The sequence below is a fragment of the Streptomyces sp. NPDC057002 genome (genome assembly GCF_042673825.1).
GTDB lineage: Bacteria > Actinomycetota > Actinomycetes > Streptomycetales > Streptomycetaceae > Streptomyces.
Genome location: NZ_JBHURZ010000001.1, coordinates 1,516,528 through 1,540,125 on the forward strand (window position 1 = coordinate 1,516,528; position 23,598 = coordinate 1,540,125).

Annotated in this window: 21 protein-coding genes and 1 pseudogene; 11 read left to right on the plus strand and 11 right to left on the minus strand. The window is 71.7% G+C overall.

The genetic code is table 11. The features are described 5' to 3' along the window. Position 1 precedes the first annotated feature (1 nt). From tal to ACFT32_RS06850, 7 genes are read left to right on the plus strand one after another with little or no spacing between them, the layout of a single operon-like run. On the plus strand, positions 2-1,147 hold the full coding sequence (gene tal, locus ACFT32_RS06820; RefSeq protein WP_382486540.1) for a transaldolase: 1,146 nt from the start codon (positions 2-4) through the stop codon (positions 1,145-1,147). Continuing rightward, on the plus strand, positions 1,144-2,820 hold the full coding sequence (gene zwf / locus ACFT32_RS06825; protein ID WP_382486542.1) for a glucose-6-phosphate dehydrogenase: 1,677 nt from the start codon (positions 1,144-1,146) through the stop codon (positions 2,818-2,820). The genes tal and zwf overlap by 4 nt, the downstream gene beginning before the upstream one ends. Next, positions 2,817-3,752: a glucose-6-phosphate dehydrogenase assembly protein OpcA gene (gene opcA, locus ACFT32_RS06830; RefSeq protein WP_382486544.1), complete on the plus strand. Its 936-nt coding sequence runs from the start codon at positions 2,817-2,819 to the stop codon at positions 3,750-3,752. The genes zwf and opcA overlap by 4 nt, the downstream gene beginning before the upstream one ends. After that, positions 3,745-5,409: a glucose-6-phosphate isomerase gene (gene pgi / locus ACFT32_RS06835; RefSeq protein ID WP_382486545.1), complete on the plus strand. Its 1,665-nt coding sequence runs from the start codon at positions 3,745-3,747 to the stop codon at positions 5,407-5,409. Before opcA ends, pgi begins: the two co-directional genes overlap by 8 nt. Before the next feature lies 1 nt (position 5,410). Further along, positions 5,411-6,295, plus strand: coding sequence for a phosphogluconate dehydrogenase (NAD(+)-dependent, decarboxylating) (gene gnd / locus ACFT32_RS06840; RefSeq protein WP_382486547.1), 885 nt, complete (start codon positions 5,411-5,413; stop codon positions 6,293-6,295). Between the two features lie 4 nt (positions 6,296-6,299). Continuing rightward, on the plus strand, positions 6,300-6,887 hold the full coding sequence (locus tag ACFT32_RS06845; RefSeq protein WP_382486549.1) for a histidine phosphatase family protein: 588 nt from the start codon (positions 6,300-6,302) through the stop codon (positions 6,885-6,887). Between the two features lie 58 nt (positions 6,888-6,945). Further along, on the plus strand, positions 6,946-8,412 hold the full coding sequence (locus ACFT32_RS06850; protein ID WP_382486551.1) for a membrane-associated oxidoreductase: 1,467 nt from the start codon (positions 6,946-6,948) through the stop codon (positions 8,410-8,412). Here ACFT32_RS06850 and ACFT32_RS06855 read toward each other — a convergent pair. Together ACFT32_RS06855 and ACFT32_RS06860 are read right to left on the minus strand one after the other, a co-directional pair. After that, positions 8,399-10,195 carry a bifunctional sugar phosphate isomerase/epimerase/4-hydroxyphenylpyruvate dioxygenase family protein gene (locus tag ACFT32_RS06855; RefSeq protein WP_382486553.1) on the minus strand — a complete coding sequence of 599 codons (1,797 nt, stop codon included), beginning with the start codon at positions 10,193-10,195 and terminating at the stop codon, positions 8,399-8,401. The two genes, ACFT32_RS06850 and ACFT32_RS06855, sit on opposite strands and share 14 nt — an antisense overlap. Positions 10,196-10,238: 43 nt before the next feature. Next, entirely contained in the window at positions 10,239-11,114 is an 876-nt protein-coding gene (locus ACFT32_RS06860; RefSeq protein WP_382486555.1) for a shikimate dehydrogenase, read from the minus strand. Between the two features lie 142 nt (positions 11,115-11,256). Here ACFT32_RS06860 and ACFT32_RS06865 point away from each other — a divergent pair, with 142 nt between their 5' ends. Together ACFT32_RS06865 and ACFT32_RS06870 are read left to right on the plus strand one after the other, a co-directional pair. Further along, positions 11,257-11,922 carry a TetR/AcrR family transcriptional regulator gene (locus tag ACFT32_RS06865; RefSeq protein WP_382486557.1) on the plus strand — a complete coding sequence of 222 codons (666 nt, stop codon included), beginning with the start codon at positions 11,257-11,259 and terminating at the stop codon, positions 11,920-11,922. A gap of 162 nt (positions 11,923-12,084) precedes the next feature. Beyond that, positions 12,085-13,443 (plus strand): MFS transporter, encoded by a 1,359-nt coding sequence (locus tag ACFT32_RS06870; protein WP_382486559.1) that lies wholly within the window; start codon positions 12,085-12,087, stop codon positions 13,441-13,443. 73 nt (positions 13,444-13,516) lie between these two features. Here the strand turns inward: ACFT32_RS06870 and ACFT32_RS06875 are convergent, their stop codons facing one another. Both ACFT32_RS06875 and ACFT32_RS06880 read right to left on the minus strand, forming a co-directional pair. Continuing rightward, the gene (locus ACFT32_RS06875) at positions 13,517-13,927 is read right to left on the minus strand and encodes a VOC family protein (RefSeq protein ID WP_382486561.1); all 411 of its coding nucleotides are present in this window, start codon (positions 13,925-13,927) and stop codon (positions 13,517-13,519) included. Positions 13,928-14,045: 118 nt separating this feature from the next. After that, positions 14,046-14,435, minus strand: coding sequence for a VOC family protein (locus ACFT32_RS06880; protein ID WP_382486562.1), 390 nt, complete (start codon positions 14,433-14,435; stop codon positions 14,046-14,048). A 152-nt stretch (positions 14,436-14,587) separates the two neighbouring features. Here ACFT32_RS06880 and ACFT32_RS06885 point away from each other — a divergent pair, with 152 nt between their 5' ends. Then, the gene (locus ACFT32_RS06885) at positions 14,588-15,817 is read left to right on the plus strand and encodes a serine hydrolase domain-containing protein (RefSeq protein WP_382486564.1); all 1,230 of its coding nucleotides are present in this window, start codon (positions 14,588-14,590) and stop codon (positions 15,815-15,817) included. Positions 15,818-15,822: 5 nt separating this feature from the next. Here the strand turns inward: ACFT32_RS06885 and ACFT32_RS06890 are convergent, their stop codons facing one another. The 3 genes from ACFT32_RS06890 to ribA all read right to left on the minus strand — a co-directional run bounded on the left by ACFT32_RS06890 (position 15,823) and on the right by ribA (position 18,890). Then, positions 15,823-16,980, minus strand: coding sequence for a saccharopine dehydrogenase family protein (locus tag ACFT32_RS06890; protein WP_382486566.1), 1,158 nt, complete (start codon positions 16,978-16,980; stop codon positions 15,823-15,825). Between the two features lie 11 nt (positions 16,981-16,991). Next, on the minus strand, positions 16,992-18,071 hold the full coding sequence (locus ACFT32_RS06895) for a saccharopine dehydrogenase (RefSeq protein ID WP_382486568.1): 1,080 nt from the start codon (positions 18,069-18,071) through the stop codon (positions 16,992-16,994). 159 nt (positions 18,072-18,230) lie between these two features. Beyond that, positions 18,231-18,890, minus strand: a complete 660-nt coding sequence (ribA, locus tag ACFT32_RS06900; RefSeq protein ID WP_382486570.1) for a GTP cyclohydrolase II — start codon at positions 18,888-18,890, stop codon at positions 18,231-18,233. Positions 18,891-18,931: 41 nt separating this feature from the next. On the opposite strand from ribA, the gene ACFT32_RS06905 reads away from it, so the two are divergent. Further along, positions 18,932-19,696, plus strand: coding sequence for a creatininase family protein (locus ACFT32_RS06905; protein WP_382486572.1), 765 nt, complete (start codon positions 18,932-18,934; stop codon positions 19,694-19,696). A 122-nt stretch (positions 19,697-19,818) separates the two neighbouring features. Here the strand turns inward: ACFT32_RS06905 and ACFT32_RS06910 are convergent. The 4 genes and pseudogenes from ACFT32_RS06910 to ACFT32_RS06925 all read right to left on the minus strand — a co-directional run. Beyond that, a pseudogene (locus tag ACFT32_RS06910) lies at positions 19,819-20,814 on the minus strand (lysylphosphatidylglycerol synthase transmembrane domain-containing protein); the annotation flags it as partial. Next, a complete protein-coding gene (locus tag ACFT32_RS06915; protein WP_382486573.1) occupies positions 20,811-21,887 on the minus strand; it encodes a class I SAM-dependent methyltransferase in 1,077 nt (358 codons plus the stop codon). The pseudogene ACFT32_RS06910 and the gene ACFT32_RS06915, both read right to left, overlap by 4 nt. Continuing rightward, complete coding sequence (locus tag ACFT32_RS06920) at positions 21,884-23,083, minus strand: glycosyltransferase family 4 protein (RefSeq protein WP_382486575.1); 1,200 nt, start codon at positions 23,081-23,083, stop codon at positions 21,884-21,886. The genes ACFT32_RS06915 and ACFT32_RS06920 overlap by 4 nt, the downstream gene beginning before the upstream one ends. After that, positions 23,080-23,478: a 6-carboxytetrahydropterin synthase gene (locus ACFT32_RS06925; protein ID WP_184588322.1), complete on the minus strand. Its 399-nt coding sequence runs from the start codon at positions 23,476-23,478 to the stop codon at positions 23,080-23,082. Before ACFT32_RS06925 ends, ACFT32_RS06920 begins: the two co-directional genes overlap by 4 nt. Positions 23,479-23,598 lie beyond the last annotated feature (120 nt).

Genomic DNA, 23,598 nt, shown 5'->3' on the forward strand with positions numbered 1-23,598 from the left:
GATGATCACTGTGACCGAAGCGACCGCGAGCGCGGGAGCACTCAAGCGCCTCTCCGACGAGGGCGTGTCGATCTGGCTCGACGACCTGTCGCGCCGGCGGATCGAGTCCGGCAACCTGGCCGAGCTCGTCGCCACGAGGAACGTCGTCGGCGTCACCACCAACCCGTCCATCTTCCAGGCCGCCATCGGCTCCGGCGAGGGCTACGAGGCACAGCTCGCCGACCTGGCGGTGCGGGGCGTCACCGTCGACGAGGCCGTCCGGATGATGACAACCGCCGACGTCCGCGCCGCCGCCGACGTCCTGCGGCCGGTGTACGACGCCACCGGCGGCCGGGACGGCCGGGTCTCCATCGAGGTCGACCCGCGCCTCGCCCACGACACGACGGCGACCGTCGCCGAGGCCCGGCAGCTGGCCTGGCTGGTCGACCGCCCCAATGTGATGATCAAGATCCCGGCGACGAAGGCCGGCCTGCCGGCGATCACCGAGGTGATCGGCGCGGGCATCAGCGTGAACGTGACGCTGATCTTCTCGCTGGAGCGCTACCGCGAGGTCATGGACGCCTATGTCGCCGGCCTGGAGAAGGCCCAGGCGGCCGGTCGCGACCTGTCGGCCATCCACTCGGTGGCGTCCTTCTTCGTCTCCCGCGTCGACTCCGAGATCGACAAGCGGCTGACGCTGCTGGGCACGGACGAGGCCCTCGCCCTGAAGGGCAGGGCGGCCCTGGCCAACGCGCGGCTCGCCTACGAGGCGTACGAGCAGGTCTTCGCCGGGGCGCGCTGGCAGGCGCTGGGCGGGGCCCGCGCGAACCGGCAGCGCCCCCTTTGGGCCTCCACCGGTGTGAAGGACCCGGCATACAAGGACACCCTGTACGTGGACGAACTGGTCGCCCCCGGCACGGTCAACACCATGCCGGAGGCCACGCTGAACGCCGTCGCCGACCACGGCGACGTCCAGGGCGACACGGTCACCGGCGGCTACGCCCAGGCCCGCGCCGACCTGGCGGCCGTCGAGCGGCTCGGCATTCCGTACGACGAGGTGGTGCGGCAACTGGAGAACGAGGGCGTGGCCAAGTTCGAGGTGGCCTGGCAGGACCTGCTGGACGCGGTCACCAAGTCCTTGAACGACAAGGGAGTTGACGCGGAATGAGCGAGGGCATCCCCCAGACGGCCGAACAGGAGACCAAGGGGACCAAGGAGGAGAAGGAGGCCGTGGCGGCCCAGGAGGCGGCCGGGGTCGAGCAGACCGGGGTGGACGGCACGGCCGAGGCCGCCGTCCCGCCCACGGAGTACACCGAGGCCGACTTCGTCAACCCTCTGCGCGACGCGCGTGACCGCCGGCTGCCCAGGATCGCCGGCCCGTCCGGGCTCGTCATCTTCGGCGTGACCGGTGACCTGTCCCGCAAGAAGCTGATGCCGGCCGTGTACGACCTGGCCAACCGGGGTCTGCTGCCGCCGGGCTTCTCGCTGGTGGGCTTCGCCCGCCGGGACTGGGAGGACCAGGACTTCGCGCAGGTGGTGCACGACGCGGTCCGTGAGCACGCCCGGACCCCGTTCCGCGAGGAGGTCTGGCAGCAGCTCGCCGAGGGCATGCGGTTCATCCCGGGCGACTTCGACGACAACACGGCGTTCAAGCAGCTGCGCTCCGCCGTCGAGGAGCTGGACGCCTCCCGGGGCACCAGCGGCAACTACGCCTTCTACCTCTCGGTGCCGCCGAAGTTCTTCCCGAAGGTCGTCCAGCAGCTGAAGAAGCACGGGCTGGCGAACGCGCCCGAGGGCTCCTGGCGCCGCGCGGTCATCGAAAAGCCGTTCGGGCACGATCTGGAGTCGGCCGAGCAGCTCAACTCGATCGTGCACGACGTGTTCGACCCGGAGCAGGTCTTCCGGATCGACCACTACCTCGGCAAGGAGACCGTCCAGAACATCCTGGCGCTGCGCTTCGCCAACCAGATGTTCGAGCCGATCTGGAACCGGTCGTACGTCGACCATGTGCAGATCACCATGGCCGAGGACATCGGCATCGGCGGCCGCGCGGGGTACTACGACGGCATCGGCGCCGCCCGTGACGTCATCCAGAACCATCTGCTCCAGCTGATGGCGCTCACCGCGATGGAGGAGCCGGCCGCCTTCGACGCGGCGTCGCTGCTCACCGAGAAGCTGAAGGTGCTGCGGGCCGTGCGGCTGCCGGGGGACCTGGGGCTGAACACCGTGCGCGGGCAGTACGCGGCGGCCTGGCAGGGCGGTGCGAAGGTCGGCGGCTATCTGGACGAGGACGGCATCGACGCCTCGTCGAAGACCGACACGTACGCCGCGATCAGGCTCCAGGTGGACAACCGCCGCTGGGCGGGCGTCCCGTTCTATCTGCGCACCGGCAAGCGGCTCGGCCGCCGGGTGACGGAGATCGCCGTCGTCTTCCAGCGGGCCCCGCACTCCCCCTTCGACTCCACCGCGACCGAGGAGCTGGGCTCCAACGCGATCGTCATCCGCGTCCAGCCGGACGAGGGCATGACGGTCCGGTTCGGCTCCAAGGTGCCGGGTACGTCGATGGAGATCCGGGACGTGACGATGGACTTCGCCTACGGCGAGTCGTTCACCGAATCGAGTCCGGAGGCGTACGAACGGCTGATCCTTGACGTCCTCCTGGGCGACGCCAATCTGTTCCCCCGTCACCAGGAAGTGGAAGAGTCCTGGAAGATCCTCGACCCGATCGAGCGGTACTGGGCCACGAACGGCAGGCCCGCACAGTACGACTCGGGCAGCTGGGGACCCGCGGAAGCCGACGAGATGCTCGCACGAGACGGACGGAGCTGGCGCAGGCCATGAAGATCGACCTGACCGACACCACGGCAAGCAAGATCAACAAGGCGCTGGTGCAGGGGCGCCGGGCCATCGGCACTCCCGCCGTGGGCATGGTCCTGACGATGGTGATCGTCACGGACGAGGAGAACGCCTACGACGCGATCAAGGCGGCCGAGGAGGCCTCGCACGAGCACCCCTCGCGCACCCTGGTCGTCATCAAGCGGCACGCCCGCACCCCGCGCGACCGCACGCAGTCCCGGCTGGACGCCGAGGTCCGGGTGGGCGCCGACGCGGGCACCGGCGAGACGGTGGTGCTGCGTACCTACGGCGAGGTGTCCGACCACGCCGACTCGGTGGTGCTGCCGCTGCTGCTGCCGGACGCGCCGGTGGTGGTGTGGTGGCCGGTGGACGCCCCGGACGTGCCCTCCAAGGATCCGCTCGGGGCACTGGCCCAGCGGCGGATCACCGATCTGTACGCCGTCGAGAACCCCTTGGAGACTCTCCGGACCCGGGTCCGCTCCTACGCGCCCGGCGACACCGACCTCGCCTGGACCCGGCTGACGCCCTGGCGTTCGATGCTGGCCGCGGCGCTGGACCAGGCCCGGGCGCGGATCGTCTCGGCGGCCGTGGAGGCCGAGGCCGAGAACCCGGCCGCCGAGTTGCTGGCCCGCTGGCTGGAGGCACGGCTGCACGTCTCGGTCGACCGGGTGGTCACCGCCGGGCCGGTCGTCACGGCCGTACGCCTGGGCACCGAGAACGGCGAGATCGTCATCGACCGCCCCGAGGGCCCGTTGGCCACGCTGACCCTGCCGGGCCAGCCCTCCCGCACCCTGGCGCTGAAGGTCCGTGCCACCTCCGAACTCATCGCCGAGGAGCTCAGGCGCCTCGACGCCGACGAGATGTACGCCATCGCCCTGAACGGCGAGGCCGACGAGGAGACCCCCGCTCATGTCTGACTCCCCCTCCGGCTCCCCCGAGCTCACCCGGCGGCCCGAGTGGACCGCCCTGGAGGACCACCGCACCGACACCCTGCCGCAGCCGGACCTGCGTGAGCTGTTCGCGGCGGACCCGGGGCGCGCCGAGCGCTACGTCGTACGCGTGGGCGATCTGCGCATCGACTACTCCAAGCACCTGGTCACCGACGAGACGCTGGCCCTGCTCCAGGAGCTGGCCGCCGCCACCGACGTGTTCGGGCTCCGGGACGCGATGTTCCGCGGCGAGCGGATCAATGTCACCGAGGACCGGGCCGTGCTGCACACCGCGCTGCGGGCGCCGCGGGACACGGTCGTCGAGGTCGACGGCGAGAACGTGGTGCCGGGTGTGCACGCCGTGCTCGACAGGATGGCCGGCTTCGCCGACCGCGTGCGCTCCGGGGAGTGGACCGGGCACACCGGCAAGCGCATCCGCAATGTCGTCAACATCGGCATCGGCGGCTCCGACCTGGGCCCCGCGATGGCATACGAGGCGCTGCGGCCGTACACCGCGCGGGATCTGACGTTCCGCTTCGTGTCGAACGTGGACGGCTCCGACCTGCACGAGGCCGTGCGCGATCTGGATCCGGCGGAGACGCTGTTCATCGTCGCGTCCAAGACCTTCACCACGATCGAGACCATCACGAACGCGACCTCGGCGCGCTCCTGGCTGCTTCAGGGCCTGGGGGGCGACGAGAAGGCGGTGGCCAAGCACTTCGTCGCCCTGTCGACGAACGCGGAGAAGGTCGCCGGGTTCGGTATCGACGTCGACAACATGTTCGAGTTCTGGGACTGGGTCGGCGGCCGCTACTCCTACGACTCCGCGATCGGCCTGTCGCTGATGATCGCCATCGGCCCGGACGGCTTCCGGGAGATGCTCGACGGCTTCCGCATCGTCGACGAGCACTTCCGCAACGCCCCCGCCGAGGCCAACGCCCCGCTGCTGCTGGGCCTGCTCGGCATCTGGTACGGCAACTTCCTCGACGCCCAGTCGCACGCGGTGCTGCCCTACAGCCACTACCTGTCCAAGTTCACCGCCTACCTCCAGCAGCTCGACATGGAGTCCAACGGCAAGTCGGTGGACCGCGAGGGCCGTCCCGTCCAGTGGCAGACGGGGCCGGTGGTGTGGGGCACGCCCGGCACCAACGGGCAGCACGCCTACTACCAGCTCATCCACCAGGGCACCAAGCTCATCCCGGCGGACTTCATCGGCTTCGCACGGCCGGTCGCCGAGCTGAGCGAGGAGCTCAGGGCGCAGCACGATCTGCTGATGGCCAACTTCTTCGCCCAGACGCAGGCGCTCGCCTTCGGCAAGACGCCGCAGGAGGTCCGGGCGGAGGGCGTGCCCGAGGAGCAGGTGCCGCACCGCACCTTCCGGGGCAACCACCCGACGACCACGATCCTGGCTCCCGAGCTGACCCCGTCGGTCCTCGGCCAGTTGGTCGCCCTCTACGAGCACAAGGTGTTCGTGCAGGGCGCGGTGTGGAACATCGACTCCTTCGACCAGTGGGGCGTCGAGCTCGGCAAGGTCCTCGCCAAGCGCGTCGAGCCCGCCCTGACCGAGGGCGCGGATGTCCCCGGTCTCGACCCGTCCACGGCCGCGCTGGTGGCCGCCTACCGCAATCTTCGGGAAGTGAACTGACATGCAGATCGGTCTTGTGGGTCTCGGCAAGATGGGCGGCAACATGCGCGATCGCCTGCGCAACGCCGGCCACACCGTAGTCGGCTACGACACCAACCCCGAGAAGTCCGACGTGGCCAGCCTGGCCGACCTCGTCAACGCGCTGGAGGCGCCGCGCACGGTCTGGGTCATGGTCCCGGCCGGCGGCCCCACCCAGCACGTCGTCGACCAGCTGGGGTACCTCCTCAAGCCGTACGACACGGTCGTCGACGGCGGCAATTCCCGCTGGACGGACGACGAGAAGCACGCCGAGGAGCTGAGCAAGCACGGCATCGGCTTCGTCGACGCGGGCGTCTCGGGCGGTGTGTGGGGCCTGAAGAACGGCTACGCCCTGATGGTCGGCGGCGAGAAGGAGCACGTCGACCGGTTGCAGCCGATCTTCGAGGCGCTCAAGCCGGAGGGTCCGTACGGCTACGTCCACGCGGGCAAGGTGGGCGCCGGGCACTTCGCGAAGATGGTCCACAACGGCATCGAGTACGCGATGATGCAGGCCTATGCCGAGGGCTGGGAGCTGCTGGAGGCCGTGGACTCGGTGGACAACGTCCGCGAGGTGTTCCGCTCCTGGCAGGACGGCACCGTCATCCGCTCCTGGCTGCTCGACCTCGCGGTCAACGCGCTCGACGAGGACGAGCACCTGGAGAACCTCCGGGGATTCGCCCAGGACTCCGGCGAGGGACGCTGGACCGTGGAGGCCGCGATCGACAACTCCGTGCCGCTGCCCGCGATCACCGCGTCCCTGTTCTCCCGGTTCGCCTCCCGTCAGGACGACTCGCCGCAGATGAAGATGATCGCGGCGCTGCGCAACCAGTTCGGCGGCCACGCCGTCGAGTCCGCGAAGAAGGCGTAGCACCGTGGGCGATCTGCTGCTGGTCCGTCACGGCGAGACGGAGTGGAGCCGGAGCGGACAGCACACCAGCTTCACCGACCTGCCCCTCACCCCGCGCGGTGAGGAACAGGCCAAGTCGCTGGTTCCGCTGCTGGCGGACCGCCCCTTCGCGCTGGTCCTCACGAGCCCTCTCACCCGCGCCGTGCGCACCGCCGAACTCGCGGGCCTGACGGGGGCCGTGCGGGACGCGGACCTGCACGAGTGGTACTACGGCGCCTACGAGGGCGTCACGAGCGACGAGATACACCGAACCCGCCCGGACTGGGACCTGTGGACCGACGGGGGTCCGCCCGGTGCCGACGGCAAGCCGGGCGAGTCTCCGGAGGAGGTCGGCGAGCGCGCCGACCGGGTGCTGTCCCGGGTGGCCGGGGCGCTGCCCGAGGGCGATGTGATGCTGGTGGCCCACGGCCACTTCCTCCGCGTCCTGACGGCCCGCCGCCTGGGCCTGTCCCCTGCGGAGGGGCGGCTGTTCCGGCTGGAGACCGGGACGGTCAGCCGGCTGTCGACCGAGCACGGCCGACCGGTGATCGCGGAGTGGAACGCGACGGGGTAACGCGAGTCGGCCGGAGGTGAGTTGACAGCCTCCGGCCGGCGCGCAAGAGTCCCCGCTGATGGAGATCGACAATATGACACCCGCCGAGGAGCGGGTGTGGCGTGCCTTTTCGCGTGGGCGGGACGTGGACTTCCGGGAGTCGGCGGACGAGGATCCGGAGCGGGGCGCGGAGTGGGGCCCCGAACGGACCGTGCGCGCGGCCGTGTTGCGGGCCCTGCTGCTGAGGGCGCCGCAGGAGGACGGGGAGACCGCCGCCCTCAGACTGGCGGGCGCGCGGATCACCGGGGTGCTCAGCCTGCAGTACGGCGACATCGACCACGCCGTGCGCCTGAGCCACTGCTTCTTCGAGAAGACACCCGTGCTGTACGCGGCGCGCCTGCGCCAGCTGAACCTGCGCGACTCCGTCCTGCCCGGCCTGGACGCCGCCACCCTGCGAGTGGACGGCGTCCTGCGGATGTCGGACTGCCTCTTCGACGGGCCCGTGCGGCTCGGCGGCGCGCAGATCGCCGGGGCACTGTTCCTGGACGGGGCCGACATCGGCGAACCGCCCGCCGGTCAGCCGGCCCTCCAGCTCAACCATGTGACCGTCGGGGACGGCCTGTCGGCGCCGGGCCTGCGGACACGGGGCGAGGTGCGGCTGACGGGCGCGTCGGTCGCCGGGTCCGTCGACCTGGGCGAGGCCCGGCTGCGGGGCCCCACGGGTGATGTCGTCCTCGACGCGGAACTGGCCGCGGTGGAAGGGGACGTCCTGCTGCGCCGCGTGGAGGTGTACGGCTGGATCGGCCTGCGCGGCTCCCGGATCGGGGGCCGCCTCGACCTGTCGCACGCGCGTCTGTCGAACCCCGGTGACGCCGCGCTGCGGGCCAGCAGCTGCACCATCGGGGAGGTCTGGCTGCGCAAGATGCCGCCCATGGAGGGCACGCTCAACCTGCGCCGCGCCCAGGTGGACGTCCTGTGGCTGGAGCCGGAGGTGGTCCCGGAGGAGGTCCTGCTCGACAGCCTCGTCTACACCTCCCTCACGCCGCACGCGCCCGCCGAGCGCCGTCTGGCGATGCTGGAGCGGGACGGCGAGGGCTATGTCCCGCACGCCTACGAGCAGTTGACCGCTGCCTACCGAAGGATCGGCGACGACCACGCCGCCCGCCAGGTCCAGCTGGCCAAGCAGCGCCGCCACCGCGGCACCCTCTCCTGGTACGGCCGGCTGTGGGGCTATGTCCAGGACGCCACCGTCGGCTACGGCTTCCGCCCCCTGCGGGCCGCGGGCTGGCTGGTGTCGCTGCTCGTGATCGGCTCTGTCGCCTACGCGCTGCACCACCCCCAGCCTCTGAAGGAGGACGAGGCCCCGCAGTTCAACCCCGTGTTCTACACGCTCGACCTGCTCCTGCCCGTGATCTCCTTCGGACAGGAGGGGGCGTTCGCCCCGGCCGACGGCTACCAGTGGCTGTCCTACGCCTTGGTCCTCACCGGCTGGATCCTCGCCACGACGGTCGTCACGGGCATCACCCGGACCGTCAGCCGCCAGTGAGGGCCCGCACCGTGTGCTGGGCCGCCAGCCGTACCGGGGCGTTGGCGGCGCCGTAGCCGCGGTAGCCGTCGTCGCGCTGGACCAGTTCGAAGAAGACGCGGCCGATGGTCCGGGTGTAGCAGTGGCGGAAGGCGCCGTGGGCGTCTCGGTCGTAGAGGATGCCGAGGTCGCGGTAGGTCTCCAGCTCCCCGTCGGTGAACTCGAAGCGGGCGGCGAGGTCGTCGTAGTAGTTCGCGGGGACGGGCAGCAGCCGGCCGCCGGCCGCACGGAAGCGGCGGGCCGCGGCGACCAGGTCGTCGGTGGCGAGGGCGATGTGCTGGGCGTGGACGGTGTCGTCCGTGGGCGCGGCGCCGACGGTGAGGGCGATCCGGACGCTGCCGTCGGGGTTGGTGACGGCACGGCTGCGCAGCAGACCGTAGGGGTCGGCGACGTCCACGCTCTCCTGGGCGTGCAGGCCGAGCACCCCGCGGTGGAAGAGGGCCGCCTCGTCGAAGTGGTGCCAGGGCTGGGTCAGGGCGAGGTGGTCGATACGGCTGATGCCCGTGGGGGCCGGGGCCTGGCCGGTGTCCTCGAAGTCGGCCCGCCAGTCGGGCAGTTCAGGGCGGCCGGTGGCGCAGAAGAAGAGCTCCGTGCCGTCGGGGGCGGCCACCGCGTCCAGCGGGGCGTCCTCGGGCGCGCGGCGGCGGGGCAGGACGGGGGCCAGCAACGCCTCGGCACGCCGGGCCGCCGCGGCCGGGTCGGGTGACTCCAGCCCGATCGCGGCGAGCCGAGTGCCGTCACGGCGGACGGCCGGCCCGGTGTTGACCAGGATCCGGGCCTCGCCCTGCTCCCACAGCGCGACGGGCTTGCCGCGGTGCCGGGCGGTGCGGGTGAAGCCGAGGGAGCCGAGCAGGGCGGTGAGGGGCTCGGCGTCTGGCGTGACCAGCTCGGCGAAGGCGACGCCGGTGGGGACGACCGGGTCGGGCAGGGGGGCCCGGCCGACCGTCTCCTGGAGGACCAGCAGGGAACGCCGGGCGTCCACGGCGGTCGGTCCGGCGTCGGCCTGCCGGAAGACGTCGTTGAAGACCTCCAGGGAGAGCGGGCCGTCGTAGCCGGTGCGCAGGACGTGCCGCACGAGGCCCGCCACGTCGAAGCCGCCCTGGCCGGGGAAGCAGCGGTAGTGGCGGCTCCACTGGAGGACGTCCATGGCGAGCAGCGGGGCGTCGGCGAGCTGGAGGAAGAAGATCTTCTCGCCGGGGATGTCCTCGATGCCCTTGGGGTCCGAACCGCGCGAGAGGATGTGGAAACTGTCCAGGCAGGTGCCGAGCGCCGGGTGGCCGGCCGTCTCGACGATGCGCCAGGCGTGGTCGTACGTACTGACGTGCCGCCCCCAGGCGAGCGCCTCGTAGGCCACCTTGACGCCGGACTCCCGCGCGAGGTCGGCGAGCCGGCTGAGCTGCTCGGCGGCGAGGGCGTCGTCGTCCACGGCCTGCGGGGAGACGCTGGAGCAGACGAGGACGGTGCCGGCGCCGAGCCTGCGCATCAGCTCGAACTTGTGGCGGGCCCGCCACAGGTTCCCGGCGAACTCGGCCTCGGGCACGGCCTCGATGTCCCGCATGGGCTGGAAGAGGTCGATGGTCAGTCCGAGGTCGGCGCAGCGGGCGCGGATGTCCTCGGGGGTGAGGGGGCTGGCCAGCAGATCGTTCTCGAAGATCTCCACCCCGTCGAAGCCGGCCCGGGCCGCGGCGTCGAGCTTCCCGGTGAGGGATCCGCTGAGGGAGACGGTGGCGATGGACGTACGCACGTCGGTACCTCTCTCTGGGCGTGTCGTTCGGACTCGGAACCCCCTAGTTCGGTGCCCCTACGGCCCCGGCCAGTTCGGTCAGGTCCGTGAGCATCCGCGCGGCGTCGGGTTCCCGCCCGGTGAACAGGCGGAACGCGTCGGCGGCCTGGAAGGCGGCCATGCCGCCGCCGTCGAGGGTGGCGCAGCCCAGCGCGCGGGCGGTGCGCAGCAGTTCGGTCTCCAGCGGGCGGTAGACCACCTCGGCGACCCACAGCCCGGGGTGGAGCAGGCCGGCCGGCAGGGGAAGGCCGGGGTGGGCCGCCATGCCGGTGGGCGTGGCGTGGACGATGCCGTCGGCGTGCGCGAGCAGCTCGGCCTGCCGTTCCGGGGGCGCGGCGGCGGCACGGCCTTGGCCGAAGGCGCGGTTCAGGGAGCCGGCCAGGGCCGCGGCCCGTTCGGGCAGCGCGTCGACGACGGTGACGCGCTCGGCGCCGAGGGTGAGCGTGGCGTGCGCGACGGCCGCGCCCGCACCGCCGGCGCCCAGCTGCACGACCCGCTCCAGCGGTGCGTCCGGCAGCCCGCGCGCGAAGGACGCCGCGAAGCCGGTGACGTCCGTGTTGTGGCCGACGGCACGGCCGTCCTCGAAGACGACGGTGTTGACCGCGCCCAGCGCCTCGGCCTGCGGTGCGAGCGCGTCCAAGTGCTCGATGACGAGCTGCTTGCAGGGGTGCGTGATGTTGAGCCCGTCGAAGCCCAGGTCGCGGGCGGCCCGCACCAGATCGCCCACCGCTTCCGGCGGCACCCCGAGCGGGTCGATGTCGATGAGCCGGTACAGCAGGCGCAGACCCTGGCGGTCGGCCTCCCTCTCGTGCAACGCCGGACTGAGCGACGGGCCGATGCCGGAACCGATCAGTCCGACGAGATACGAGTCCTTGGGCACACGGGCCTCCCGAGCAGCTCACTAATGTACGAACCAGTACGTTAGCTATATCAGCCGAGGACGGGCTCGGGAAGAGCCCATGGGCGAACGGGCCCCTGCTTCTACAATCACCGGCACCGGCCCCTCCGCCCGAAGGAACCTGATGACCAGCGTCGAAGAACCGGCACGTCCTGGCGAGCGCATCCGTGACGCCGCCCGCACCCAGGCCGAGATCCTCGACGTCGCCACGCAGGAGTTCGCGCGGGCCGGCTACGACGGGGCCCGGGTCGACGAGATCGCCGCCCGCACCCGCACCACGAAGCGGATGATCTACTACTACTTCGGCGGCAAGGAACAGCTGTTCACGACCGTGCTGGAGCGGGCGTACGGCGTGATCCGGGAGGCCGAGCAGCAGCTCGACGTCGAGCACCTGGACCCGGTGGCGGCGATCCGGCGCCTGGCCGAGGTGACCTTCGACCACCACGAGCAGCACCCGGACTTCATCCGCCTGGTCAGCATCGAGAACATCCACGGAGCCCAGCACATCGCAGGCTCCGAGAAGCTCGGGAAGATCGGCTCCCCCGCCCTGGACGTGATCCGCCGGATCCTGGCCTCGGGCCAGGAGTCGGGCCTGTTCACGGCCGGCGTCGACGCCGTCGACCTGCACGCGATGATCTCCTCCTACTGCTTCTTCCGGGTCTCCAACCGGCACACCTTCGGCGCGCTGTTCGGCCGCGACCTGCTGGATCCGGCACAGCGCGCGCACTACCGCACCATGCTGGGCGACATGGTGATCGCGTATCTGACGGCTGAGCGCACGGCGGACTGAACGTCCGGCGCACAACCTCTTGACACCGGCGGCACACGGGCGCAGCATCACTGGCCATCCCCTACTAACTACCCAGTGGGTTAATTAGCCGCGATCCGGCCCGCCCTCTCTGCTCGCCGTTCGTCTCACTCCGCCTATGGTGGAGCCCGCTAAGGAGCCGCCGTGTCCGTCCCCGCCACGCCCCGAGGGGCCGCCGCCCCGCCCGGTCAGCCCAGGAAAGCCGCGACCGCCGCCTGGATCGGCAGCGCACTGGAGTACTACGACTTCTTCATCTACGGCAGCGCCGCCGCGCTGATCTTCCCCGCCGTGTTCTTCGACGAGTCGGACCCGGCCACCGCGACCCTGCTGTCGCTGGCCACGTTCGGCGTCGCGTACGCCGCCCGCCCGGTCGGCGCGCTGTTCCTCGGCCACTTCGGGGACAAGCTCGGCCGCAAGAAGATCATGGTCTTCACGCTGATGCTGATGGGCCTGTCGACGTTCCTGATCGGCTGTCTGCCGACCCGGGACCAGGTCGGCACGCTCGCCCCGGTCCTGCTGGTGCTGTGCCGGGTGCTCCAGGGCATCTCGGCGGCGGGCGAACAGGCCAGCGCCAACTCCATGACGCTGGAACACGCGCCGCCGGGCCGGCGCGGCTTCTTCACCAGTTTCACCCTCAGCGGCACACAGGGCGGCCAGCTGCTGGCCACGCTGGTCTTCATCCCGGTCGCCGCGCTGCCCGAGGAGCAGCTGCTGTCGTGGGGCTGGCGGGTGCCGTTCTGGCTGAGCGTCGGGGTCGCCGTCGTCGGCTGGGTCATCCGGCGCAAGCTGGACGAGACCCCGGCCTTCGCGCAGCAGGCCGCCGAGGAGGGCGTCGTCAAGCTGCCGCTGGTGGTGCTGATGCGCGAGCACTGGGCGGATGTGCTGCGGGTGATCGCGGGCGCGCTCATCGCCTCGGTCAGCACGATCTTCACGGTGTGGGCGCTGGCGTACGCCACCAGCGACGCCGTCGGCATGTCGCGTACCGCCATGCTGTGGGTGGGTGCCCTGGCCAATGTCGTCGCGCTCGCCGCGATCCCGCTGTGGGCCACGCTGTCCGACCGGATCGGCCGCCGCCCGGTGTTCCTGATCGGCGCGGCCGGCAGCGCGGTGACGATGTTCCTGTACCTGTGGGCCGTCTCCACGGGCTCCTACCCGCTGACGTTCCTGACGGGCGTCCTCTGCTTCGGCGTGGTCTACAGCGCCGCGAACGGTGTGTGGCCCGCCTTCTACGGCGAGATGTTCACGACCCGGGTCCGGCTGTCCGGCGTGGCCATCGGCACGCAGATCGGCTTCGCGGCGGCCGGGTTCGCGGTGACGTTCGCCGCGCAGATCGCCGGGCCGGACGGCGACGACTGGTCCTCGGTTGCCCTGTTCACGGCGGCGCTGTGCGTGCCGCCGGTGATCGCGGCGGTGTCGGCGCGTGAGACGAACCGGGTGCCCACGGAGGTGCTCGGTGAGCGTGCCGCTCGGGGAACTGTTCAGCCGGAGAAAGTGACGATCTGACCAGGGTTTGGTACCGGGTGCGGGCGCGTGGGGGCTGGTCGCGCAGTTCCCCGCGCCCCTTTGGCTCGCCTGTTCAGCTGTTGGACCAGGCTCGGCGGCACAGGACCAAGCGGTAGCCGTCGGGGTCCTCGATGGTGACGCCCCACTCGTTCCAGTAGGGGTTGGGGGATTCCACCCGCTTGCCGCCGTGCTGCTCCAGGCGGGCGATCAGATCGTCCGGGACCGGGCCGTCGGCGTAGATCACCAGCAGGTCCTCCTCGGTGGGGCGGGGCTCGACCGGCCGGGCGGCCTCGTACACGAGCTCCAGATGCCAGTCGGCGTCGGGCCAGCCGAGCATCAGCAGGTCGTGCTCCCCCGGTTCGCCCCCGCCCTCGGCCCGCCACACCACATCGAGCCCGAGCCCCTCGCGCCAGAACCGCTCGGCCGCCGCGAGGTCCCCGGAGGGACGGGCGACGCGGATGTGACTGCGACCGTTCACGGGCATGGCGACCCCTTCTCGTGGCGTCCTGGTCTACGACGGCGACCCGTCTCGCAGCCTAGGAAGCCGGCCCCCACGGAGTCATCGGCCATCGGACCTGCGCCCCGCGCCCTAGGTCGCGCCCTCAGGACTTGCTGTGCACGATCTGGATCAGGTTGCCGCAGGTGTCGTCCAGCACCGCGGTGGTGAGCGGGCCCATCTCCGTCGGCTCCTGCGTGAACCGCACCCCGAGCCCGCGCAGCCGCTCGTACTCCGCGTGAACATCGTCCACGGCGAACGAGGCCGCCGGGATGCCGTCATCGACCAGCGCCGTCTTGTACGGCTGTACCGCCGGATGGCCCGAGGGTTCGAGGAGCAGCTCGGTCCCTTCGAGGTCCTCCGGCGAGACCACGGTCAGCCACCGGTCCGTCCCCACCGGGACGTCGTGCTTCTTCACGAAGCCCAGCACGTCGGTGTAGAAGCCCCGGGCTTTTTCCTGGTCGTCGACGAAGACGCTGGTGATGTGGATCCTCATGAGCTGCTCTCCGGAGTGTCGGACCTGATCTCGGAACAGGCGGCGGCCGTTCCGTTCGACGGTACCGGTGGCCTCTGACATTCACCTGTTCCTGCGCGGTCCGGGCGGGGTATGCCGGATCTCACCTCGACGAGCGCGACGGAGGAAGAGCGATGGCACACCTGCGGCAAGAGGTCGATCCGGCCGAGGCAGGGCTGGATCCGAAGGTGCTGGACGACATGGACCGGCACTTCACCCGACTGGTCGACGAGGGGCGGCTGCCGGGCTTCCTCGTGTCCGTCGCCCGCGCCGGACACGTCGCGCACCTCACGACGCACGGACTGCGCGACATCGCGGCCGGCCTCCCGGTCGAGCCGGACACGCTGTGGCGGGTCTACTCCATGACGAAGCCCGTCACCGCGGTCGCCGCACTGCTGCTGGTGGAGGAGGGCCGGCTGTCGCTGGACGACCCGGTCGCCCACCATCTGCCGGCCTTCGCCGAGCCGCGGGTGTACGTCAGCGGCTCCGGGTCCGACGTACGGACCCGCCCCGCCGACGGCCCCATACTCGTCCGGCATCTGATGACCCACACCTCGGGTCTGACCTTCGGCTTCTACCACAGCCACCCCGTCGACGCCCTGTACCGCGCGGCCGGCCTGGAGTCGTCGGTGCCACCGGGCGCCGACCTGGCCGAGACCATCGAGGTGTACGCGAGTCTGCCGCTGCAGTTCGAGCCGGGCACCGAGTGGAACTACTCGGTGGCCAGCAATGTCCTGGGCCGGATCATCGAGGTCGTGTCGGGTCAGCCGCTCGACGTGTTCTGTGCCGAGCGGGTCTTCGGCCCGCTCGGCATGACGGACGCAGGTTTCCACGTCACGGACGAGCAGGCACCCCGGCTGTCGGAGATGTACGGGGAGAAGGAGGGCGGCGGCATCGAGCCGATCCCGGGGCTGCCGCTGCGCGGCCGGCCGCGGTTCCTCTCGGGCAGCGGCGGCATCGTCGCCTCCGCCCACGACTACCACCGCTTCATGGAGCTGCTGCGCCGCCGCGGCGAACTGGACGGCGTCCGGCTCCTCGCGCCCGGGACCGTGGACCTGATGACCCGCAACCACCTGCCCGACGGCGCCGACCTGCGCTCCTTCGGCAGCCGCCCCGCCCACGACGAGCCGGGGAACGAGGGGGTCGGCTTCGGCCTCAACTGCTCCGTGGTGATCGATCCGTCCCGCACACTCGTGCCGTCCGGACTCGGCGCCTACGGCTGGAGCGGGGTGGCGACGACGACGTTCTGGGTGGACCCGGGCCGCGACCTGACGGTGCAGTTCATGACGCAGGTGCGGCCCCGGACCTCGCACACGGTGTTCCGGGACCTGAAGAGGATGGTCCACGAGGCCCTGTCGGGCTGAGCCCGCTACCGGTCGACGCGCAGTGTGAACTCGACTCCTTCCTGGGCGAGTTCACGCAGCCACTGTTCGGACCTGGCCGCGGTCTCGGCGGCGCGGTTCAGCCCCGGCGGCAGAGAGCCGTCCAGGACGTGGCGGACACCCAGGGCCAGGGTGCGCGAGACGCAGCGGGCCATCGCGCTCTCCCCCGCGTCACCCGTCAGGTCGAGGAGGTAGCCGCCCGCCCAGGAACGCCCCGTCTCGGCCCGTACCTCCAGCGACACGGCGAGGACGACCCGGTCACGATCCTCGTCCGTCGTGGGATGGGCGGCGGCCAGCTCCCGGGCCAGGGCGGCGATCCGGGTGTCGTCGCCCCTCTTCAGCTCCTCGAAGACACCGTCCCAGGCCCGCAGCCAGCCCTCCAGACGCAGGGTGCCGCGTACGAATGTCCGCGGTGTCCAGGCGTCCGGCAGCCCGTACTGCGCGACGAACGGGACGCTGTCGCGGTTGGGATAGACCTCGAACGTCTCCCCCTCGACGACATGCCGCCGGGTCGCCTCCCACGGACGGCCGGCGACGGTCTCGGCACCGCCCTCGATGTAACGGGCCGGTGAGCGCAGGGCGTTGAGGACACCGGCGGGTGCCCAGCTGAAGCGGTACGTGAAGTCGTTCGGGACGGCGGGGACTCCGCCGCAGTACGAGGTGAGGGTGTACGAGGCGGGCGTCCCGTCGCCGACGGCGTCCCGGGCCCGGGCGACCAGGGCGTGCGCGAAGAGGTGGTCGATGCCCGGGTCGAGCCCGGACTCGGTGAGGACGACTACCCCGGCCTTCTCGGCGGCGGGCACCTGATCCAGCACCGCCTGGGACACATAGCTGGAGCAGGCGAAGTGCGCTCCCCGCCGCACGCACTCGGCGAGCAGCGGCGCGTGTTCCGGCGCGGGCAGCATGGACACGACCACATCGCCGGGTGCGAGTTCGGCGGCGAACGCGGCCGGCGTGTACGCGCGGGGCTCGGCCCGTCCGGTGAGGCCCAGCCGGCCGAGGGCGTCGGCCGCGCGGCTCTCGGTGCGGTGCCAGAGCCGTACGCGCTCGGCGGTGTCGCACAGCGCGGCCAGTCCGCTGCCGGTGGAGAGGCCGGCGCCGATCCAGTGGACGGTGCCGCCGGCGGGTACCGGGTCCGTGGCCATGGAACTCCCCCTCATCGAACTCCCTCTTGTTGCTCCTTGTCGAATTGCCCCTTGTCGAGTCCGTGTTCACGGCAGGCCTGACGGAACCGGTCCAGGCAGCGCCCCCAGGGCCCGGCGACGCCGAAGTCGAGCAGCTGGGAATACAGGGCGGCCGAGAAGTCGGCGCTGGACTCCAGCGGCAGCAGGGAGGGGAGGTTGTCGATGGCGATCAGGTCGAGCGGGGGTTCGGCGCGCAGCCGGCGCACGGGCTCGTCCCAGTCGGTGGTGTCGTCGTACACCGGAAGGACGTTGAGCGGGGAGCCGACGTCGCAGGTCACGTCGCACAGGGTGCGCAGCCGGCGGTCCGGGGTGTCGAGGTCCCGCTCGCGGAGGAAGGGCGGGACAGGGGTGGTGGCGAGCACCGCGTTCACCATCACGTCGTGCTCCAGCAGGGCGCGGCGGTCCAGGTCGCGGGTCTCGGCGAGATCCCAGCAGGTCGGGTCGGCCCCGGCGGCGGCGAACGCCACCCGGGCACCGCGGCCGCTACGTCCCAGGGCGCCGATGACCAGGCCGGTGAACTCGGCGTCGTCGGCGGCGGGCTTCAGGGTCTCGTCCAGCTCCTCCTTGGTGGTGGGCGTCAGCGGCGCCCGCAGCCGGCCCCGGTGCTGGAGCACCGCCAGGGCGGCGCCCAGAAAGCCGGCCCAGAAACCGAAGGCGGCGAGGCGCCGCCCGGTGTCGTCCACCAGGTACTCCAGGTCGAACAGCGTCCCGCCCCCGGCCGTGAACCGGCCCAGCAGGCCGGCCGCGCCCGGCTGGCCCTTGTAGGCGTGGCCGAAGAAGATGTGCCGGTGCGTCAGTTCCGACGGGTCAGCGGGCAGTTCCTTCAAGCCGAGCACGACGGCGTCGGGCGGCGCCGTCACCCAGGAGCCCGCGGGCGCGACACGGCAGCCGGCCGCCTCGTACTCCTCGATCGGGAAGACCCGCTGAGGGGACTCCTCCACGGTCAGTTCCACACCGTTCCCGACGAGCCGCCGGGCGTCGTCGGGCACGATCGGTGTGCGTCGCTCGGTCGTTCGGGCCTCGTGGCGCAGCCACAGATGGAGCTCGGTCATACCAGGTGGGCCTCCGGCGTGAGGCGTCGGCCGCTGAGGGCCGACGCTCAAGGGGCTGACGTCCACGAAGCGTACGCGGCCCGCCTCCGGGTCGCGCACGAATGCGCCCAGGTCACGCCGAGGAGAACCGGAGCCCGCCCCGTGCGGGCACCCGGTGCCTCAGGAGGAGCTGACCACCGCGTCCAGGTGGGGCAGATGGTGGTCGAGACGCTCCCGCTTCGTCCGCAGATAGGTGATGTTGTTCTCGCACGGCGGGATCAGCAGCGGCACCTGCTCGGCGACCTGGATGCCGTGGCTCACCAGGGCTTCGCGCTTGCGCGGGTTGTTGGACATCAGGCGGACGGACTTCACGCCCAGGTCCTCCAGGATCCTGGCGGCCACCCCGTAGTCGCGGGCGTCGACCGGCAGGCCCAGGGCGAGGTTGGCCTCGACGGTGTCGAGACCCTCCGCCTGCAGGGCCATCGCGCGCAGCTTGGCGAGCAGGCCGATGCCACGGCCTTCATGCCCTCTGAGGTAGACGACGACACCGGCGCCCTCGGCGACGACCGCGCGCAGGGCGGCGTCGAGCTGGTCGCCGCACTCGCAGTGCTGGGAGCCGAAGGCGTCGCCGGTCAGGCACTCCGAGTGCAGCCGGATGAGTACGTCGTCCGTGCCGAGTTCGCCGTAGACCAGCGCCACCTGTTCGTCACCGCGGTCGTGGTCCAGGTAGCCGACCGCCTGGAATTTCCCGTACACGGTGGGCAAGGGCGCATTCACGACGCGTTCCACGCCGGTCCGCTGCGGTGACTTCTTGCCGAGTACGCCAATTTTTTCTGTCATGATTCTCGAGTTCCTAAGCAGAGACGAAAGGCCGTGACGTGATGAGTGATCTGGTGCCGGCGGACACCACGGAAGACGTACGGACGCGGGGCGCCGGTGTCTCACGGCAGGTCGCGGTGCTTCCCGTGGGGAGCTTCGAGCAGCACGGTGCGTTTCTTCCGCTGGCGACCGACACGCTCGTCGCCTGTGCCGTCGCGCGGGAGATAGCCGGCGCGTACCCGGTGCACCTCCTTCCTCCGGTGACGATCTCGTGCTCGCACGAGCACGCGGCCTGGCCGGGGACCGTCAGCATCTCCTCGGTGACCCTTCATGCGGTGGTACGGGACATTGCGGCTTCGCTCCGCCGGTCCGGCGTCGAGGCCCTGGTGGTGGTCAACGGGCACGGCGGAAACTACGTACTGGGCAACGTGGTTCAGGAATCCTCCGCCCGCGGTGAGCGGATGGCGCTCTTCCCGGCCCCGGAGGACTGGGAGGAGGCGCGGCAGCGGGCGGGTGTGGTCACCTCGCTGCTCACCGACATGCACGCGGGGGAAATAGAAACCTCCATCCTTCTGCACGCTCATCCCGAAATGCTCCGACCCGGTTATGAGACCTCCGATTTCGTCGCTGACGACCGGCGTCATCTGCTCACCCTCGGCATGTCCGGCTATACCGATTCCGGTGTCATCGGCCGTCCTTCTCTGGGTTCGGCGGAAAAGGGGAAGGAACTCCTGGCGAGCCTGGCGGATTCCTTCGGGGCGTATTTCTCGATGCTGACCTCCGCGGACGACGGGGCTGCCTCCACGAGCGACGGGGCTGACGGGTAGTCATTCCCGGCGCGGGACCGGGCACGCAGGCCCGTGTACCAGCGGGCGACGAGCACGATCAGGCCGGGCAGGCTCGCCACGAGGCTGAGCACCCCGTAGACGACCGCGACGGCGAGTCCCCGGCCGGCGCCCAGACCCGCGGCGCCGAACGCCCAGGCGGTGACGCCCTCCCTCGGACCCCAGCCGCCGACGTTCAGCGGCAGTCCCATCGCCAGCAGCGCGAGGACCGCGAGCGGCAGCAGGACGGCCACGGAGGCGGCGGCCCCGGCGACGCGGGCGGCGAGTACGAACATGGCCACGTAACCTGCCAGAACGACTACCGAGGAGACAATGACTCCGGGGCCGTTGCTGCGGGACAGCAGCCCTTCGCGCGCCTCGGCGAGGACCCCGCGCAGCTTCCGGCCCCGGCGTGAGGGTGCCGCCCGGTTCATGCGCAGGGCGACGACGACGGCGAGGGCGCCCACCGCGGCCAGGGCCGCGAGCGGGGCGATGTGCCGGGCCTCGTCCAGCACCGGGGACGGCATGGTCAGCAGCACCACGGCCCCGACGGCGAACAGCGCGATCTGCCCGGCGGCCCGTTCGAGAACGACCGCCTTCACGCCCCGGCCCAGGTCGCCCTCGCTCTGGCCGTGCCGGACCGCCCGGTGCACATCGCCGAGGACGCCGCCGGGCAGCGCCGCGTTGAGGAACAGCGCGCGGTAGTAGTCGGCGACGGCCGGTCCGAACGGCAGCCGGATCCTGAGCCCCCGGGCCACGAGCGCCCACCGCCAGGCGCTGAACACCGTGGTGACAAGCCCGATCCCGAGCGCCAGCACCAGCGACGTCGCGTCGATCCGGCTCAGCCCGTCCAGGAAGACACCGGTACCGAGGCGCCACAACAGCACACCGAGGATGGCGACTCCGGCGAGGGTGCCGAGATGCGTACGGACCTTGCGGGAGCCGATCCGGGCCAGGGCGGCCCGGATCGGGCCGGGCGACGGGGAACCGGCGGGGCGGGAAGCCTCCGGTGCCGGAGCACCGGGTTCCCCGAGCGGACTCCCGCTGTCGCCGCTCCGGGGCAGCCGGTCGCTCTCGACGGACATCGGTCGCGGACGTGTCCCCGTCGCCTGGGGGCTCATGACGCTCCGCCCACCGGACGGCTCAGGGCCAGCAGGTCGGTGTGGTGGACGATGACGCGCAGCTGGCCGGCGGCGCAGGCGGCCAGGCGTTCGGCCAAGTAGGCGTCGGCGCGGTCACGCAGGTCGGGGCGTTCCTCGACGGCGGCGCCGACCCAGCCGCGCAACCACTGTTCGGTGAGCGCGGCCTGCTCGGGGCCGAGCCGCCAGGGGCTCGGGTGCAGCCGTACGGTAGCGCCGTGCTCGGAGAACGCCTCGGCGGCCGCCGTGACCGCGTCCGGGCCGAGCAGGCCGTCACGGCGCTGGTGTTCGTTGAACGCCTGGACGATCTCCGCGTCCAGCGGGTGGGACGGGGTCAGTTCGACCCGCCCGGCGACGGACAGCGTCAGCAGGGCGGGGCAGCCGGCTCCGGCGCAGGCGGCGGCGAGGGCGTCGATCTCGTCGCGGGTGAGAACGTCCAGCAGCGCGGACGCCGTCACCAGGTTCGCGCCCTTCAGGGCGTCCGGCGTGAGGCGGGCGACGTCACCGCGCCGGGTCTCGACCGAGACCCGGCTGCCGTCGGCGGCGGAGCGCGGGGAGGCGACGGCGGCGAAGTGCAGCAGGTAGGGGTCGCGGTCGTGCAGGACCCAGTGCTGGGCGCCGTCCAGGCGGGGCGCGAGCCAGCGGCCCATCGACCCGGTGCCGCAGCCCAGGTCGTGGATGGCGACGCCCGACTTCCCCGGCAGGTTGGCGAGCCGGATGCGCAGCGGGTCGAGCAGGTCGTGCGCCCGCGCGTCGGCGTCGGCCGGCTCCCGCAGCTCCAGCCACTCGGGCGCGTAGCGGGGCGGATCGCCGGGGTCGGCCTCGCGCAGCTTCACGGTGGGCCGGGAGCCGGGTGTGCCGCTGGGGCCGGCGCCGGGGATGACGGCGCCGTTCGCCCACGCGATCACCGCGTCGCCCGGTGCCGCCGCGGTGTCACCCGGCTTCGGAGCCGTGGCGTCCGCCGGCTGGGCGGATTCCATCGACTCGGCACCTCCTCTGGGTCCGGGCTGCGTCGGAATCGCCCCGCTCTGCTGGGTCGTCGCCGGGTTCGTCATGCGGCCCTCCGGGGTTCGGTCGGAAGCCGGCGCAGTACCGCCGCCAGGCTCTGTGCGGTCGTCGCCCAGCCGTCGAGGGAGGCGCGGCGACTGCGGGCGGCGGCCTTGAGGCGACGCCGTACGTCCGCCTCGCCGAACCAGCCGCGCAGTTCGGCGGCGATGGCGGCGGGGTTCTCCGGCGGGACGAGAATGCCGGGCACGCCGCCGTCGGGGGCGCGGCCGACCGCCTCGGGGAGTCCGCCCACGTCCGTGGCCATGACCGGGATGCCCCGGGCCAGTGCCTCGGTGACGGCCATGCCGTAGGTCTCGGCGTAGGAGGTGAGGACCATCAGGTCGGCGGTGGCGTAGCTGGCGTCGAGTGCGGGGCCGGACTTCGGGCCCGCCAGCTCCAGCCGGTCCTCGAGGCCGTGCTCGGCGATGAGGGACCGCAGATGGGCGACGTACTCGGGCTCCTGGGTGAGGCTGCCGACGAAGACGCAGCTCCACCGCAGGTCGGTCACCGTGGCCAGCGCCTCCACCAGCCGGTGCTGGCCCTTGCGCGGGGTCACGGCGGCCACGCACAGCAGACGCGAGACACCGTCGGTGCCGGGCGCGAGAGGTGCGATGTCGGCACCGGGGGCCGCGACGTGGACGCGCTCCGGGGGAAGGCCGTGGTGGGAGACCAGGCGGCGGACCGCCCAGTCGCTGGTGGCGATGACCGCCGGCACCGCCCGCAGCACCGCCCGCTCCTTGGCGTCCAGTTCGGCGGCCACGACCGGGTCCAGCCCCGTCTCGTCGCCGAGCGGGAGATGGACGAGGACGACCATGCGCAGCCGTTCGGCCTCCGGCACGACGATCTCCGGGACCCCGCAGGCCACCAGGCCGTCGAGCAGGACGACGGCACCGTCCGGCAGTGCGCTCAGGGCGCGGGCCAGTTCCGTACGGGCCGCGGCCCCCGGCCGGGGCCAGTCACCGGCGACGGCGTGCTTGGTCACCTGCCAGCCGAAGCCGGGCAGGTCCAGGCAGAGGCGCCGGTCGTAGGCGTTGCCGCCGCTGGGCGCCGCCGGGTCGTCGATGTCGCCCGGGAGCACGAAGTGCACGGTGCGCAGGGACATGGGGATGATCTCGGCGTTCTTCAGGGCGGCGTGCTGCACCGGAACATAGTTCAGGCGGGCCGGTCCGGTCTGCCCGGGCCGCTCGATGGTCGTGTCGGTCACAGCGCACGCTCGTAACTCGCCCAGGCGATGTGCGACTCGTGCAGGGTGACGGACAGGCCCGCGATGCCCTTGGCGCCCTCGCCCAGCGCGCCCTTGTGGATGCGCTCGGCGAGGCGGTCGGCGATGACCTTGGCGAGGAACTCCGTGGAGGTGTTGACCCCGGCGAAGTCGGGTTCGTTGTCGAGGTTGCGGTAGTTCAGCTCGCTGACAACGGCTCCGAGTTCCTGGGTGGCCAGCCCGATGTCGACGACGATGTTGTCCTCGTCCAGCTGCTCGCGCCGGAACGTGGCGTCCACGAGGAACGTGGCCCCGTGCAGGCGCTGCGCCGGTCCGAAGACGTCGCCACGGAAGCTGTGGGCGATCATGATGTGATCGCGGACGGTGATGCTGAACAACGGACGACCCTCCAGGTGCGGCGCGTCTGCTCCCCCGCTGTCGGCTGCCGGGGGATGCCGGGTAATACGGCTCTTTGCCTTCCCCTGTTCAGCCTCCGCTACGGCTTTTCTCAGGTCAGG